We start from the raw sequence: 16,108 nt of genomic DNA, 5'->3' as shown, positions 1-16,108 counted from the left end.
TTGCCGGTGAGTCTGTGCGAGGATGGAAGAATCTGCGGTGAGGCCGGATGACCGGCATTCCGTAAGGCCATACGCGAGCACAATGGAGCTGCGGTGAGGGCGAGGCAGACAAGGGATCGCGGGCCGTACCGGATCAGGCAGATGGCGTTGCGGGCTGCCGGAGTAATGCAACGATTTTTTTCTGGGCCCTTGGCTCCCTGTTGGAAAATTTCCTGAAATCCTTGTGGACAAGCGGACAAGAACAGGGCACTTTGCCCTCCGCAAGATATTACTGATGGAGCTGGATCGATGCTGGAGATCATGACGGAACGTTGTTGCCTGCGTCCCATGACGGATGCGGATTTCCCGGCCCTGTGCCGTTACCTGCAGGATCCCGGGGTGATGTATGCCTACGGGCATGCCTTCAGTGACAGGGAAGTCTGGGACTGGCTGCGGCGCCAGCAGGCCCGCTATGTGGTGCCGGGATACGGTGCCCTGGCCGTGGAGCTGCGGGAAACGGGCGAAATGATCGGCCAGTGCGGCATCACCCTGCAGGATTGTGCGGGGGTGACGGCCTGTACCGCTGCGGCTGATGGTGAGGAGGGCGGACAAGCTCCGGCCGGAGAAGAGGCGGGCCCTTCCGCGTTGCTCAGCGCGCGTATCGATGCCACGCCTCGGACCTTGCAGGTCCCGGAAGTTGGCTATCTGCTGGCAAAGAACTACTGGCACCGCGGATATGCCACAGAATCGGCCCGTGCGTGCATGGAATTCGCTTTTGACGTACTGGGTGTGCCGGAAGTCTTTTCGTGCATCAGAGACGATAATACGCCTTCTCTGGCGGTGGCCCGGCGCAATGGTATGGAACTGTGCGGACGCTTCAGCAAGCATTATTACGGGCAGGATATGGAACACCTGCTCTATGTGGCCCGCAAGGAAAGCTGGGGGACATGGATGACTAAATGCTAGGGCAGAAGGAAGGATAGGGGCCGTCCTCCACGGACTCTTCCGGGACGTGCTTCCCGCTGTGGGGTATATGAGGAAGGAAATGAAGCTGAGGGACTCGTGTCTGGGGAGACAGAGTCCCTTTTATTCTGTACGGGCTGATCTGGGCACCATTGCGGCACACTAGTGACCATGTGGAGGCTTTCCCTTTTGGGGAAAAGTTTTCCTGTTCTATGGGGGACGTTCCCCGGACATGGGGTGATGGCGCAGACCGGCGGCGATACTCTGCCGGGAAAGAAACAGGCGGAGCATTATCGACCGTTGACGCAGGGGCCTTCATACCTTTGTCCCGGTGTATCACGGCAAATTGTTGCGGCCTGTCTAAATGATGACGTCCTGCTCGGCGATGACGCGGCAGGGCAGGCCAGTACGTTGCGGGTCATCTTGCCAGAAGGTGAAGACCGTGAAGGGCTTGCCCGGCATCAAATCGCCGAGGCCGCAAAGATTTTCGATGACATGCACACCGTGGCGTTCGCAGTGCCTGTCCACCTGCTCGTGTTCCGCGTGACGGCGGATGCCGGGACCGTCGATACCGATGAAACGTATTCGTCGGGCCAGCAAGGCGTCGATGAGCTCCGGGGCTAGCTGGGGATGGTCATGGAAATAGGCGGGTTCCCCGTAGGCATGGCGTTCGATCCGGCCGGTGCGAAAAAGGACGAAGGCCCGGGCCGGGATGGCGTCCAGATCCACATCCGCAAGACCGGCTTCGTCCGTGTGTCGCACATCCGCCAGCACCCCCGGGCAGCGGAAGGCCTCCAGCGGGATGTGGCGGCATTCATAGACATCCAGGTGCGTGCCCACATGACCCAGTGCTATGTGGGCATTGTCTTGCTGCCGGGCCCAGATCAAGGCAGGATGATCCGGGGCGATGACGGTGGTCAGATCGAGAAGCATGGGGCCTCCTGCTGCGGAAACGTGCGGTTATGATGCGGAGGAAGGACGTTTTCGGACAGTTATGAAAGACGCCTGCCTGCAAGAGCGGGCAGGCGTCTTGTACGCTTGCGGGACCTTTTTCCGGGAGTGCCACAGGCCGCATAAGAGCGGGTTTTGGGGGAGAGGGGAGTTTGAGGGGAGAGGCCCCTTTTTGCCGCAAGCAAAAGGGGCCTCTCCCCTCAACAGCTCACCCGGATCAGATCAAAACTACATGCCCGCGGCGCGGCGGATGCGGGCCAGGCTGGCGTCCTTGCCCAGGAAGGCCATGATCTCGGGCAGGTGGGGGCCGCCCATGAAGCCCATGAGGGCCGTGCGCAGGGCCGGGGCCACGTCCTTGAACTTGAGGCCGTTGCCTTCGATGTAACCGTGCAGGGCGGCTTCGAGGCCGGGAGCGTCGAAGGGATCGCAGGCGGCGAAGAGTTCGGCCACGGCATTGAGGTGGGCCTTGCTGGCATCGGTCAGGTTCTTGGCGCAGGCCTTTTCGTCATAGGCCAGCTCGTCGGCGCTGACCAGCAGGGGACGGAAGGATTCGGCCAGGGCCTTGAGGTCCCCGGCGCGCTCGCGGAACATGTGGCACAGGGCGGCCAGCTTGTCGTCGGCGACATCGGCGGGCAGACCGGCTTTTTCCACGAAGGGACGCACCAGTTTGGCCAGTTCGTCCAGGGGCATCTCACGCATGAAGTGGGCGTTGATCCACTCCAGCTTGGCCGGGTCGAAGGCGGCGGCAGCGGGGTTGAGGCTGGTACCGTCGAAGAATTTGATGAGCTCTTCCTGGGTGAAGATCTCCTGGTCGCCGTGGGACCAGCCCAGACGCACCAGATAGTTGACCAGAGCCTGGGGCAGCAGGCCGTCGTTCTGGTATTCGATGACGGCGCGGGCGCCGTGACGCTTGGAGAGCTTCTGGCGGTCGGGGCCCAGGATCATGGGCACATGGCCGAAGGTGGGCACGGGCAGGCCCAGGGCTTCGTAGATGAGGATCTGGCGGGGGGTGTTGGACACGTGGTCGTCACCGCGGATGACGTGGGTGATGCCCATTTCGTAGTCGTCCACCACCACGGCCATGTTGTAGGTGGGCATGCCGTCGGCGCGACGGATGACCATGTCGTCCAGTTCGCTCACGTCCACGGCGATGCGGCCCTTGACCATGTCATCGAACACGACCTTGCCGGCCTGGGGGGCCTTGAGGCGCACGCAGCGGCCTTCGCCGGGGCCCAGGTTGCGTTCGCGGCAGCAGCCGTTGTAGCGGGGCTTCAGGCCCTGGGCGCGGGCTTTTTCGCGCATGGCTTCCACTTCCTCGGGGGTGCAGGAGCACCAGTAGGCGTGGCCGGTCTCCAGCAGCTTGTCCACATAGCTGTTGTACAGCTCGGTGCGCTGGGTCTGGTAGTTGAGGGGGCCGTCCCAGTCCAGTCCCAGCCAGCGCATGGAAGCCAGGATGGAGTCGGTGTACTCCTGCTTGGAGCGCAGCAGGTCGGTGTCCTCGATACGCAGGTGGAACTCGCCGCCGAAGTGGCGGGCCAGCAGCCAGCAGAAGATGGCGGTACGCGCGCCGCCGATGTGCAGATGGCCCGTGGGGCTGGGCGCGAAACGGGTAACGACTTTATTCATGGTACTGTCCTTCATCGACGGCAGGCCGTCGAGGTGATTTTGCGGTCGGTATGCAGGGGGCGTGCGGAGCCTTGCCCCTGCGGCTGTAAGGCAGGGCAGGATAACCCCAATACGCCTGCCTTGCAATGGCGGGCAGCACATGGGGAGCGGCGGGCATCTTGCGCCTCCCCGGCCGGGGGTGCTACAGCGGTGAGGCGGTCTTACCGCATTTTTATGCCTGTGCCTCAAGGAGAAGATATGAGCACCCAGACTGTTGTCATCAAGTACGGCGGCCATGCCATGGACAAGGACGAACTGAACGCGGCCTTTGCCGACGACATGGCATTTCTGCAGCAGAGCATGCGCCTGGTGGTGGTGCATGGCGGCGGGCCCCAGATCAACGCCCTGCTGAACCGCCTGGCCATCGAGAGCCGTTTTGAGAAGGGCCTGCGCGTGACCGATGCCGACACCATGCAGGCCGTGGAGATGGTGCTGTGCGGCCAGGTCAACAAGACCGTGGTCAGCCGTTTCTTGCAGCACGGCGCCCGTGCCGCGGGCCTTTCCGGGCGTGATGCGGGCCTGCTGCGGGCGCGGGTGAAGGACCCTGTGCTGGGCCTGGTGGGCGATGTGGAAAAGGTCGATGCCTCCGTGCTTTCCTGTCTGCTGGACGGCGGCTTCTTGCCCGTGGTGGCGCCGGTGGCCTCCGGTCCTGAAGGCCAGGCCCTGAACATCAATGCGGACACGGCGGCCGGTGCCGTGGCCGGGGCCCTGCATGCCGACTACTTCGTGCTGATCTCCGACGTTCCCGGCGTCCTGGATGCGGACAAGAAGCTGATCCCCTCCCTGGACCGCGCCCGCATCGCCGAGCTCATCGAGGCCGGTGTCATCAACGGCGGCATGATCCCCAAGGTGCAGTCCTGCCTGCATGCCCTGGACGAAGGTTGCTCCCGGGCCCTGATCCTGGATGGCCGCCAGCCCTCCAGCCTGCGCCGTTATCTGCTGGACGGCGAACCGCTGGGCACGGTGGTCACGGCCTAGTTTTGCGGAAGAAAGGATGCCGGGAGGGCCGTCCCTTCCCGGCGCTGCCAGTCCTTGCCGGTACCGGGGCCGGTATCCCGCCTGGGCGGGGAAGGCCCGGTGCCGCCATGTGCACTGTAACTTACTGAGATCCCGCCAAGGGATCATTTGGAGGAGTCATGACACAATGTGCTGCTCCCAGTGCGGCTGCCGTGGCCGCCAGACGGGCCATGAAAAAAAGTTTCCAGACGCGGGGCATCCTGACGGCTGTCTCGTCCGGTATGGTCTACGGTATGTACACGGCCTTCATGACCTACGCCATGGCCATGGGCATCTGGGCCGTCTGGTACGGCGAGAATTCCGGCCTGTCGGAATTCGCGGTCCTCTTTCTGCTGAGCGCCCTGGGCGCCGGCCTCACTGACGGCTGTGCGGCCATCTGGGCGCTCATCATGGCGGCCCTGCGCGGCAAACTGGGCGACTTCGGGCGCAGCTTCAAGACGCGTCCCGGCATGATGATGCTGGTGGCGGCCCTGTTCGGCGGCCCCTTCGCCTCCACCTGTTATGTGGTGGGCCTGCAGATGGCCGGCTCCATCGTCGTGCCCATCAGCGCCCTGTGCCCGGCCATCGGCGCCATCCTGGCCCGCTTCCTGTTCCGGCAGCCCCTGACGCCCCGCATGATGCTGGGCATCCTGATCTGTCTTTCGGCCAGCGCCCTGATCGGCTTCTCCAGCATGGGCGGCATCGAGGCGCGTCCCCACATGATGCTGGGCCTGTTCTTCGGCTTCCTGGCCGCTCTGGGCTGGGGCATCGAAGGCTGTGTGTGCGGTTACGGGGTGTCCATCATCGACTCCGAAGTGGGCATCACCATCCGTGAAGTGACCATCGGCATCTCCAACCTCATCATCCTGGTGCCCATCCTGGGCTGGATCGGCCAGACGGACGGCTTTGCCATGCTGGGCAAGGCCCTTGCCGACGTGGATTCCATGAAGTGGTTCGTGGTGGCCGGTTTCCTGTGCTACTTCAACTTCATGTGCTGGTACCGGGGCAACGCCATGTGCGGTGCGGCCCTGGGCATGGCCTGTAACGGCGCCTATTCCTTCTGGGGGCCCTTCTTCTGCTGGCTCATCCTGGGCGTCGTCTTCGGTCTGGACGGCTGGAACATGGTGCCGGTGGCCTGGGTGGGCGCCGTCCTGATGGTCGTGGGCATCTTCACCATCGCCACCAACCCCCTGGCCCTCTTCCACAGAAAGGAGCAGTAGGATGAGACCCCTGAACTTTGCCATCCTCAAGTATCTGACCACGGTGGACGAAGCCTGTCCCGAAGACATCATCGAGGCCCTCAAGGGCACCTATGGTTCCTTCCGGGCCCTCAATAAAAAAGACATCCTTTCCGCGCTGATGACGGCCGAGGTCAACGGCCTTGTCCAGGAGTCCCGTTTCGAGCTGGACGACAAAGGCGAGCTGCGCATTTACTACCGTGCCCATGAAGAAGGCGCGGCCACCATCAACCGCTACATCCCCGACTAGCAGGGAGACGCAGCCATATCCGCATGAAAAAAGGGACCGCGAACGCGGTCCCTTTCCATTTTCACGGCTGGCCGGATCAGCCCCGCAACATGCGGCACAGGGCCGTACGGACGGCGTCGAAGGCTTCCTCGCCTTCCATGCGCAGCGTCCCGCCCGCGGCGTTGCGGTGGCCGCCGCCACCGAACTGCACGGCCACGGAACGCACGTCCGTGGTGCCCGTGGAACGCAGGCTGAGCTTGTAGACGCCGGGCGCGTCCTCCCGCAGGATGCCGGAGGCCTCCACGCCGCGCAAGCGGCGGAACTGCTCCACCAGCCCTTCCAGATCTTCCTTGAGGGCCCCGCACTGGCGCAGGTCTTCCAGACGGGCCAGCGCCAGGGCCGCGCGGCCGTCGCAGCTGATCTCCACACGCTGCATGAGCCGGGCCCAGAGCGCCATGCGGGCCGGGCTCCAGTTGTTGTCGAGCTTTTCGCGCAGCTTGTGGATGTCACAGCCGCTGTCGCTGAGCAGGGCCGCCAGGCGGAAGACGGCGGCCGTGGTGCTGCCGTGCAGGAAGCCGCCGGTATCGGTCACCAGCCCCAGGGCCAGGGATTCGCCCAGCGGGCCCTCCGGCCGCAGACCGGCCGCCAGGCAGACATAGGCCGCCAGCTGGGCCGTGGCCGCGGCGGCGGGCTCGATCCAGTTGTCGACCGTCCCCATGCCGTCGCTGCCCAGATGATGGTCGATATTGACGATGGCCGTCCCGGCAAAGCGGCCTTCCAGAGCCGCGGCCAGATCGTCGCCCAGGCGGTGGGGCTCGCCGCAGTCCAGCAGGACCAGGGCCTGGGGCTCGAAAGGCAGGCGCTCAAGGCTGGTGAGCAGCGTGCAGGGCAGGGGAAGGAAGGACAGATAGTCCGGTACGCCCGAGGGGCTGTAGAGGACGAATTCCTTGCCCATGTCCTTCAGCAGCCAGCCCAGGGCGCTCATGGAGCCCAGGGCGTCGCCGTCGGGGTTCACATGGGCGGCCACCAGCACCCGGTTCAGACCGCGCAGGCTCGTCACCATGCGCGCGGCGGGCTCGCGCCAGTTTTCGGGTATCTCAGTCATCAACGGCATAGATCTCTACCTCGCTGTCGGTCATTTCTTCGGTGCAGACGGCTTCCATCATCAGCGCGCACTTGTCCATGCGGCTGCGCAAATGGCTCTCGCTGTTGGAGATGGACGTCACGGCCAGCCGCAGGCGGGTCAGGCTGTTCTCGGTGCCTGCCTCGGCGATGGCCACGTTGAAGCGGTTGCGTACCTTTTGCTTCAGACTGTTGGCCACACGGCGCTTGGCCTTGAGGTTGTCGTTGCCGTCAAGGGCAAATTCCACAGTCAGGACTGCTACGAACATGGGCATGGTATCGGGCCTCGGGAGAGGCAAGACCGGGGGAAGGGGGACGCTTTTGGAAAAGCGTCCCCCTTCCCCCGGACCCCCATCCCCCCGTAAAACTTTTGTTCGGGTCGGTATGTCAGGTCCCCGCCGTTGTCCGGCGGGCCTGCTATCGTGCCCCTCTTCGCGAAAAGGCAGGAAAGCAGGCGTATTTTGTAAATGATAGTGCCGCATTTGAAAAGAGCATCCGTTTGCGGCATCCGGCAGGAACAGTTGCGGGAGAGACGGGAGGGGGAGGAGGAACAGGGTGCCGGCCCTCCTGCGGTCTTCCGCCATCGCGAGGGGTACGGGCCATCCTTTTCAGAGTGTCACCGGGGGACCAGGGGCGTCAGAAGGGCCTGTGCGTCATGACGGCCTGCCACAGATCTGCATAAAAGTTTTTGGGAGGATGGGGGGAGTGTGAGGGGGGAAGGGAGACCTTTTTCCAAAAAGGTCCCCTTTCCCCCTCGCCTGTCCTGACAGCATCAAAAAAGGCGGCCGGAAGACCGGCCGCCTTGGCGGGGAAAAGGGGGACATTCCCCGATGGGGGTATCCGTTGCCATGGCCGGGGGCAGGCCCGGCCATGACACGGTTTGTCGTTGTTACGGGGTGGCAGCTTCCTCGACGGTCTCGAAGGCTTCGATGCGCCCATCGTTGCGACGCAGGAAGCTACGAGGGGCGACGGTCCGGCAGGGGACGGGCCGCCCGGGCCACCGCGGCTTACAGGGTGGCAGCTTCCTCGACGGTCTCGAAGGCTTCGATGATGTCGCCGATCTTGACGTCGTTGAAGTTTTCCAGGCCCACGCCGCATTCGTTGCCCTTGACCACTTCGCGGGCGTCGTCCTTGAAGCGCTTGAGGGAGCTGATCTTGCCGGTGTAGACCACCACGCCGTCGCGGAGCAGGCGCACGCCGGCGTTACGGGCGATCTTGCCGTCGGCCACATAGGAACCGGCGATGATGCCGACCTTGGGCACGCTGAAGGTGTTACGGACCTCAGCCTGGCCCAGGTAGACTTCGCGCTGCACGGGAGCCAGCAGACCGGCCATGGCGCTCTTGATGTCATCCACCAGCTTGTAGATGATATCGTAGAAGCGGATATCCACGTTCTCGCGTTCGGCGATGTCCTTGATGCGCGAGGTGGGACGCACGTTGAAGCCGATGATGATGGCCTGCGAGGCGGAAGCCAGCATGATGTCGGATTCGGAGATGGCGCCGGTGCCGCCGTGCACCACGTTGATGCGCACCTTTTCCGTGCTCTGCTTGTTGAGGGCCTCGGTGATGGCTTCCAGGCTGCCCTGCACGTCGGCCTTGAGCACCAGGTTGAGGGTCAGGGTCTCCTGGTCGGAGGCGCGGCGCGACAGGAAGGTTTCCAGGGTGACCTTGGATTCGCTGGCCAGATCGCGTTCGCGCTGCTTGGTGGCGCGCATTTCGGCGATGCGGCGGGCCAGCTTTTCGTCGGCCACGGCGAAGAACTCTTCACCGGCTTCGGGCACGCCTTCAAAGCCCTGCACTTCCACGGGAATGGAGGGACCGGCTTCCTTGACCTTCTTGCCCTGGTCGTTCATCAGGGCGCGCACGCGGCCGGAGAACTGGCCGCACACGAAGTTGTCGCCCTGGTGCAGGGTGCCTTCCTGGATGAGCACGGTGGCCACGGGGCCGCGGCCCTTGTCCAGCTTGGCTTCCACGATGCGGCCGTGGGCGGGCTTGTTGGGGTTGGCCTTGAGGTCCATGATCTCGGACTGCAGGGCCACCAGTTCCAGCAGGTCGTCCAGGCCCTGACGGGTCTTGGCGGAGACCTTGGCCACGATGGTGTCGCCGCCCCAGTCTTCGGGCTGCAGGCCCATCTCGGACAGTTCACGCAGCACGCGGTCGGGATCGGCGCCGGGCTTGTCCATCTTGTTGACGGCCACCATGATGGGCACACCGGCGGCGCGCGAGTGGTTCACGGCTTCGCGGGTCTGCTCCATGACGCCGTCGTCGGCGGCCACCACCAGGATGACCAGGTCGGTGACTTGGGCGCCGCGGGCGCGCATGGCGGTGAAGGCCTCGTGACCGGGGGTGTCGAGGAAGACGATCTCGCCGCGCTTGGTCTTCACATGGTAGGCACCGATGTGCTGGGTGATGCCGCCGGCTTCGCCGCTGGTGACGTTGGACTTGCGGATGGCGTCCAGCAGCGAGGTCTTGCCGTGGTCGACGTGACCCATGATGGTGACGACCGGAGGACGGGGCTTGAGATCTTCGGGCTTATCCTCCTGCTGGGGCAGCAGGTAATCTTCTTCGGAGAAGCCGGCCTTTTCCACTTCGTAGTCGAATTCGGCGGCCACCAGGGTGGCGGTGTCGATATCCAGCGACTGGTTGATGGTGGCCATGACGCCCAGACCGAAGAGCACCTTGATGATCTCGTTGGCCTTGAGGCCCATCTGGTGGGCCATGTCGGCCACGCGGATGGCTTCGGTCACGCGGATCTTGCGCTTGGCGGCCTTGAGCGGCTGGGTGGCCTGCACGGCGGCGGGCTTGCCGGGCTTGCGGCGGCCGCGGGTGCTGCGGTTCATGCGCGGCGCGTCATCATCGTCCTGATGGCGGCCGAAATCGCCCTGCTGGAAATCGACGGTGCGGCGGCCCTTGTTGCGCTTTTTCTTGCTCTGGCCGTCGCGGCTGTCCAGGGGAGCGGCAGGCGCGGGAGCGCTGTAGCCGCCACCGGCGGGACGGGGCGCACCGCCGCGGGGACGGTCACCGAAGCCGGAACGGTTGCCGCCGGGGCGGCCGGAACGGTTGTCACGACCGTCGCGGTCACGGCCGTCACGGCCGCCGTCGCGATCGCGTCCGCCGTCGCGGCTGTCACGGGCGGGCGTGGCGCCGGGCTGGGGACGGGAGATGACGCGCACCTGGGGGGCCGGGGCCACCACGCGGGCGCGGGTGGGCGTGGCTTCGGCGGGGCGGTCGTCACGGTTCTCGCGGGCCTCGCGCTGGGGCAGCGTGGGCGCGGAGGAGCCTTCGGGCATGGCCGAAGCGTCAGGACGGCCGGCGCGGGGCTTGGCGGCCTTTTCCGCGGCGCCGTTCTCGGCGGCTTCCTTGGCGTTGATGGCGGCCAGCACGGCGCTCTTGCGCACTTCGGGCTTGGCTTCGGGGGCCTTTTCGGGCTTGGGCTCGGCCTTGGCTTCCGTCTTGGTCACGGGAGCGGCGGCCTGGGCGGGCCGGATGATACGGGCCGTGGGCGTGGTATCGGGGCGGCTGATGACGCGGGCGCCGGCCGGAGCCACCACGCGGGCGGTCTGGGGCGTCGCCTTTTCCACGCGGGTTTCGCGCTTGGCTTCGGTCCTGGGTTCGGCTTTGGCTTCGTTCTTCACGGGTTCGGGCTTGGCTTCAGGAGCCTTTTCGGCCTCGGGGGCGGCCACCACGCGGGCGGCAGGCGTTTCCACCGGGGCGACGGGTTCGGGAGTCTTTTCGGCCTTGGGTTCGGCCTTCACAGGTTCGGGCTTGACCTCGGGAGCCTTTTCGGGCTCGGGGACGGAGATCACGCGGGCCGCGGGCGTCTCCACCGGGGCGGCCGGCTCGGGAGCCTTTTCGGGCGCGGCTTCGGCCTTGGTCTCGGCCACGGGCTGTTCTTCGGCCGGGGCTTCGTCCTTCACGCGGCGGCGGCGCACGATGACCGTGGGCTGATCGTCCTTGCGGTCGGCCTTGCGCTGGCGGTTCTCGGCCACACGGTCGCGAACCCCGCTCACTTCTTCCATGGGGATGGAGCCCTGGGCGCTCTTGACGTTGAAGCCCATGGACTGCAGCTCCTGCAGCAGTTCCTTGGCATCCATCTTGAGCTCAGTGGCAAGATCCTTGATTTTGATTTTACTATCCGACATTACTTTTCCCCCTTGCGCCGTCTGGACGGTCTGAACTTGGCGAATCGTGCCGCGCAGGCCGGATCGTCACACAGGTACCAGCCCCTGCCCGGACTGGTCTGCGGCGCGTCGATAATCAAATTTCCGTGCGCGTCGCGCACGTGGCGCGTCAGTGCCGCCTTGGCGAAACGGCGGCGGCAGATGACGCACATTCTCACTGGCCCTTCGCAGCCCTCGGCGGGCGCGTCGGGGCTAGTCTTCATCACCATCCTGGACTTTTTCGCCGTTGCCGGCGTCGGTCGTTTCTTCCTCAGCGGCCCGGGGTTCGGGCTCGGCCACGGGGGCCAGGAAGTTGATGGCCGAACGCAGGTCGGCGATGCGGCTGTCCGAGATGGCCAGCTTGTCGGACAGTTCCTCGTCAGTGGCCTGACGCAGCAGGTCCAGCGAGGTGTAGCCCGCTTCCAGCAGCTGGTTCATGGAAACTTCGGCCACACTGGCCACCTGCTCCAGACCGTGGCCGATGGCATTGGCCTCGTTGTAGCGGGTCTCGGTGAAGATATCGACCTTCCAGCCCAGCAGGCGGGCAGCCAGCTTGACGTTCTGGCCCTTGCGGCCGATGGCGTTGGTCAGCTGGTCATCGGGCACGATGACTTCCAGCAGGTTCTCTTCTTCGTCCACCACGATGCGGGAGACCATGGCCGGGGCCAGGGCGTTGCGGGCGTAGGTGGCGATATCGGGGCTCCAGACCACGATGTCGATGCGTTCGCCGCGCAGTTCCTGCACGATGTTCTGGATGCGCGAACCGCGCACGCCCACGCAGGCGCCCACGGGATCCACATCACGTTCACGGGAGAGCACGGCCACCTTGGCGCGGGAGCCGGGGTCGCGGGCCACGCCCATGATCTGCACCACGCCGTCGTCCACTTCGGGCACTTCGCGGCGGAACAGGGCGGCCATGTAGTCGCGGTGCGCGCGGGAGACGACCACCTGCGGGCCGCGGCCTTCCTTGCGCACGTCGATGATGATGGCCTGCACGCGGTCGTTGCGCTTGTAGTGTTCGCGGGGGATCTGTTCCTCGCGGGGCAGGATGGCTTCGGTGCGGCCCAGGTTGACCACCCAACCGCCCTTGTCGCGACGCTGCACGATACCGGAGACGATCTCGCCCATGCGGTCCTTGTACTCGTCGTAGATGATTTCCTGCTCGGCGTCGCGCATGCGCTGGATGATGACCTGCTTGGCGGACTGGGCGGCGATGCGGCCCAGGTCTTCCACCTTCACGCGGAAACCGACTTCGTCGTCGATCTGCACGGAGGGATCATGGGTGCGGGCTTCGGTGATGCCGATGTGGGTGTCTTCGTTCTCGACCTCGCCGTCTTCCACCACGATCTTGAACTGGTAGACTTCGATGTCGCCGGTGTTGTCGTTGTACCGGACTTCCACATCCATATCTTCGCTGAAGCGGCGCTGCACCGAGGTGCGCACGGCATCTTCAAGCGTCTTGATGAGCATGTCGCGGTCAAGGCCCTTGTCTTTGCTGATCTGGTCAATGGCCTTTTTGAGTTCAAGGTTCATTGCTACCTCCGGCTGCCGCACAGGGCGGCATAAATTTCCTGGTGTACCGGCCGGGGCCGGAAACCGCCGTCACGGGCGGGTGATGACGAAGCGGCCTTGCGGCCGCGTGAGAGGACCGCAGGGCGTGCCCGTGCGGTTATATGTCTTCGGCCTCGTTGCGGCCGGGATGCTTGCTCTTGCCGCTCTTGCCCTTGCCCTTCTTGGGGGCGTCGCCCTGGGGCGCGGCCTTGGCGGCCTTGCGGGCGGGCTGCTTGCCGGGCTTCTGCGGCTGGCGGAAAATATGGATGCGGCTGGCGCGGCGCACCATGTCCCAGGGCACCAGGACCTCGTCCATGGCCTCGGGGCAGATGTCGCCCTCGGCCGAGACGCTGGCAGGGGCCACGCGCACGGCGCTGTCGGTGACTTCGCGCAGGACGCCGCGCCAGGCGCGACGGGCCGCGGGGGCGTTCTCGGGAGCGTAGGCGGAGACCATGCGCAGTTCCACCATGTCGCCCACATAGGAACGCATCTGGTCGAGAGAGAAGAACAGACGGCTGAAGCCGGGCGTGGAGACTTCCAGCACATAGGCCTGTTCGATGAGGTCTTCCACTTCGAGGGCCAGACCGAGCTGGCGCGAGATCTCCTCGCACTGGTCGATGCTGGCGGAGCGGGCCGTCATGATGTCGGCGCTGTCCTCAAGGTTGTCGGCGGGATCGCTGTCGGCGGACAGCGCGGCCTGGGCCTGTTTGACCTCCAGCGGCAGGTCGACGAACACACGCACCGTGGTGCGGCCTGCCTGGGCGATCTCCACACCCCAGATTTCAAGACCCTGAGCCTGGACCAGGGGCGTGGCCAGACGGGTGACGGTTTCCTTGAGGCTGTTTTCGCTCATGTCCCTTCCTGGGCGTCTGCCCGGTCGCAAGTACAAAAAAAAGGGGGCCTGTTGAGGCCACCCCGTTGTGAACGCATGTTCTGCATCAGGATGATGCGGCAGTGACTGCCGCGCCATTTCGGACAACCATATAAGGAAAGAATCAGGGGCCTGTCAAGCCTTTTTCATGGCCTGGGGCGGAAAAATCCGCTTTTGGCGCGGATTTTTCAGGAAAGACCGCTGCGGACAGGCCGGGCATCCAGTGCGGCGCGGCCCCGTGCGACTTCACTGGGGAGAGGTGGACAGGGGCGGTCCGCCGTCCCGGACTCCTGCGAGCGCAGGGCATCCCGTCTCCGGTCCTGCGGTGGAAGGCGGCAAGGACGCGCTGCCTCCCCTGATAAAGCGCACTGGGGAGGGGGAGTTTGAGGGGGAACCCCTCTCGCGCCAGTAGCGACCGGATGGCGGCCCGCAGGGCCGTGCCCGTTGGCGACGCAGGAGCCCTACGGGCATCGATAGCAGAGATGAGGGGTTCCCCCTCAAAAAAAGCCCTAAAAAGCCGTCAGCAGCGGCCCTTTCGGCGCCGTGAGGCTGTCGGCCAGTTTGCGGTGGGCGGCGGGCATGGCCAGGCTCTCCAGCTCTCCGCGCTCCAGCCAGCGGCAGGCCGTGGCCGCCGTGAGCACGGGGGGCTCGGGCGGCCGGGGCGTATCGTCCGTGACCAGCTCCAGGGCGAAGCAGTGCAGGCGCACCCGGTAGGTAGTGTAGCCGTGGCGGATGATGCCCAGCGGGGCCGTCACCCGGACGGTGAAGCCCGTTTCTTCGGCGAATTCGCGCACCACGGCCTGTTCCGGCGTCTCGCCGGGCTCCACGCGGCCGCCGGGGAATTCCCACAGACCGCCCCAGGCACCCTGGGGCAGACGCTTCTGGACGAAGACGCGGTCGTGGCTGGAAAGGACGCCGGTCACCACCTCGATGGGAGTGATCTCCGCCTTTTTGCCCGGCACGGGGCGCTCATGCACGATGCCCAGATGCAGGGCCGTGCAGAAACGGGCCAGGGGACACTGGCCGCAGCGGGGCTTCTTGCCGCAGACCAGGGCGCCCAGCTCCATCATGGCCTGGTTGTGGCGGCGGGCCTCGCCTTCGGGCAGGATGCGGCGGGCCAGCTCCGCGATGCGTGCGGCGGCCGGGCCGGATTTGACCGGGCTGTCCACATCGAAGACGCGGGCGATGACCCGTTCCACGTTGGCGTCGATACAGGCCACGGGCAGGTTGAAGGCGATGCTGGCGATGGCGGCGGTGGTGTAGGGGCCGATGCCGGGCAGGGCGCGGATGGCTTCGGGATCGGAGGGGAAGACGCCGCCGTGTTCCTGCATGACCAGACGGGCGGCGGCCAGCAGGTTGCGGGCACGGGAATAGTAGCCCAGGCCCTCCCAGGCGTGCAGCACCTCCTCCTCGGAGGCGGCGGCCAGGGCGTGCAGGTCGGGGAAGCGCTCCATCCAGCGCAAAAAGTAGCTGACGCCGCGCTCCATCTGGGTCTGCTGGAGCATGATCTCCGAGATCCAGACCTCGTAGGGCGTGTAATGGCGTCGCCAGGGCAGGGGCCGGGCATTGGCGGCGAACCAGGCGAGCAGGGCCTGCTGCAGCTCGGGGAGGTGGTCTTCGGGCGGACGGTGGCCGGGCGGCGGCACGGCACCGGTGACGGGGACAAGGGACGGCAGCGTATGCTGGCCGGTGGTCTGGCGGGATCTCATGGCCGCAGTGTAGCCGCGCGGGCCCTTCCTGTCACCCCGCCGGGGCGGAGAGGGGCGCATTGTCTTTGCCGGCCGCTTGTCGTATAGAGACGGATGGCCGCCGTGTTGCATGGCCGCCGCAAATTTCCCTCAAGGAGTTACCATGTCCAATCCCACCGTGCTGCTGGAAACGACCTCGGGCGACATCCTGATCGAGCTCTTCCCCGACAAGGCTCCCGACACCGTCGCCAACTTCCTGCAATATGTGGATGACGGCTTTTATGCCAACACCATTTTCCATCGCGTGATCCCCGGCTTCATGATCCAGGGCGGCGGCCTTGGCCCCCGCATGGACGAGAAGGCCACCCGCGCCCCCATCAAGAACGAAGCCGACAACGGTCTTTCCAATGACCGCGGCACCATCGCCATGGCCCGCACCATGGATCCCCACAGCGCCACCGCCCAGTTCTTCATCAACCTGGTGGACAACGATTTCCTGAACTACAGCGCTCCCGTGCCCAGCGGCTGGGGCTACTGCGTGTTCGGCAAGGTCGTGGAAGGCATGGACGTGGTGGACAAGATCGCCAAGGTCAAGACCAAGAGCGTGGGCTTCCACGAGAACGTGCCCACCGACATGGTGCTCATCACCGGCGCCAGCCGCTTCGAATAGGCCGCGGCCTGTTCCTCACCGATTC

The 16,108-nt window shown here is 65.4% G+C and carries 14 protein-coding genes; 5 read left to right on the top strand and 9 right to left on the bottom strand.

The genetic code is table 11. From position 1 onward, the window contains the following. Positions 1-288 precede the first annotated feature (288 nt). Positions 289-945 (top strand): GNAT family N-acetyltransferase, encoded by a 657-nt coding sequence (locus ACQRAG_RS07285; protein WP_427804208.1) that lies wholly within the window; start codon positions 289-291, stop codon positions 943-945. Positions 946-1,302: 357 nt separating this feature from the next. Here the strand turns inward: ACQRAG_RS07285 and ACQRAG_RS07280 are convergent, their stop codons facing one another. Both ACQRAG_RS07280 and gltX read right to left on the bottom strand, forming a co-directional pair. Beyond that, positions 1,303-1,875, bottom strand: a complete 573-nt coding sequence (locus ACQRAG_RS07280; RefSeq protein WP_303900189.1) for a cyclase family protein — start codon at positions 1,873-1,875, stop codon at positions 1,303-1,305. Positions 1,876-2,121: 246 nt separating this feature from the next. After that, positions 2,122-3,519, bottom strand: a complete 1,398-nt coding sequence (gltX, locus tag ACQRAG_RS07275; RefSeq protein WP_204626594.1) for a glutamate--tRNA ligase — start codon at positions 3,517-3,519, stop codon at positions 2,122-2,124. 237 nt (positions 3,520-3,756) lie between these two features. Between gltX and argB the strand changes: the two genes are divergently transcribed. The 3 genes from argB to ACQRAG_RS07260 all read left to right on the top strand — a co-directional run bounded on the left by argB (position 3,757) and on the right by ACQRAG_RS07260 (position 6,042). Then, positions 3,757-4,536: an acetylglutamate kinase gene (gene argB / locus ACQRAG_RS07270; RefSeq protein WP_006008566.1), complete on the top strand. Its 780-nt coding sequence runs from the start codon at positions 3,757-3,759 to the stop codon at positions 4,534-4,536. Positions 4,537-4,694: 158 nt separating this feature from the next. Continuing rightward, positions 4,695-5,774, top strand: coding sequence for a hypothetical protein (locus ACQRAG_RS07265; RefSeq protein ID WP_239463959.1), 1,080 nt, complete (start codon positions 4,695-4,697; stop codon positions 5,772-5,774). Position 5,775: 1 nt separating this feature from the next. After that, complete coding sequence (locus ACQRAG_RS07260; protein WP_204626595.1) at positions 5,776-6,042, top strand: hypothetical protein; 267 nt, start codon at positions 5,776-5,778, stop codon at positions 6,040-6,042. Between the two features lie 76 nt (positions 6,043-6,118). On the opposite strand, the gene ACQRAG_RS07255 is transcribed toward ACQRAG_RS07260, so the two are convergent. From ACQRAG_RS07255 to mutY, 7 genes are all read right to left on the bottom strand, one after another. Beyond that, complete coding sequence (locus ACQRAG_RS07255) at positions 6,119-7,135, bottom strand: DHH family phosphoesterase (RefSeq protein ID WP_304014892.1); 1,017 nt, start codon at positions 7,133-7,135, stop codon at positions 6,119-6,121. Then, positions 7,119-7,412, bottom strand: a complete 294-nt coding sequence (locus ACQRAG_RS07250) for a DUF503 domain-containing protein (RefSeq protein WP_040370061.1) — start codon at positions 7,410-7,412, stop codon at positions 7,119-7,121. Before ACQRAG_RS07250 ends, ACQRAG_RS07255 begins: the two co-directional genes overlap by 17 nt. A gap of 738 nt (positions 7,413-8,150) precedes the next feature. Then, on the bottom strand, positions 8,151-11,285 hold the full coding sequence (infB, locus tag ACQRAG_RS07245) for a translation initiation factor IF-2 (RefSeq protein WP_303867494.1): 3,135 nt from the start codon (positions 11,283-11,285) through the stop codon (positions 8,151-8,153). Then, the gene (locus ACQRAG_RS07240) at positions 11,285-11,476 is read right to left on the bottom strand and encodes a YlxR family protein (protein WP_317313593.1); all 192 of its coding nucleotides are present in this window, start codon (positions 11,474-11,476) and stop codon (positions 11,285-11,287) included. The genes infB and ACQRAG_RS07240 overlap by 1 nt, the downstream gene beginning before the upstream one ends. A 40-nt stretch (positions 11,477-11,516) precedes the next feature. Beyond that, positions 11,517-12,836, bottom strand: a complete 1,320-nt coding sequence (nusA, locus tag ACQRAG_RS07235; protein ID WP_168934722.1) for a transcription termination factor NusA — start codon at positions 12,834-12,836, stop codon at positions 11,517-11,519. A gap of 136 nt (positions 12,837-12,972) precedes the next feature. Next, positions 12,973-13,707, bottom strand: coding sequence for a ribosome maturation factor RimP (locus tag ACQRAG_RS07230; protein WP_168934721.1), 735 nt, complete (start codon positions 13,705-13,707; stop codon positions 12,973-12,975). Between the two features lie 527 nt (positions 13,708-14,234). Continuing rightward, positions 14,235-15,434 (bottom strand): A/G-specific adenine glycosylase, encoded by a 1,200-nt coding sequence (gene mutY, locus ACQRAG_RS07225; RefSeq protein WP_303933941.1) that lies wholly within the window; start codon positions 15,432-15,434, stop codon positions 14,235-14,237. 142 nt (positions 15,435-15,576) lie between these two features. On the opposite strand from mutY, the gene ACQRAG_RS07220 reads away from it, so the two are divergent. Then, the gene (locus ACQRAG_RS07220; RefSeq protein ID WP_168934720.1) at positions 15,577-16,083 is read left to right on the top strand and encodes a peptidylprolyl isomerase; all 507 of its coding nucleotides are present in this window, start codon (positions 15,577-15,579) and stop codon (positions 16,081-16,083) included. Positions 16,084-16,108 lie beyond the last annotated feature (25 nt).

Source organism: Desulfovibrio sp. SGI.230, assembly GCF_050313065.1.
In the GTDB taxonomy this organism is placed as follows: domain Bacteria; phylum Desulfobacterota; class Desulfovibrionia; order Desulfovibrionales; family Desulfovibrionaceae; genus Desulfovibrio.
Note: the sequence above shows the minus strand (reverse complement) of the source record. Positions and strands in the feature narration are given on the sequence as shown.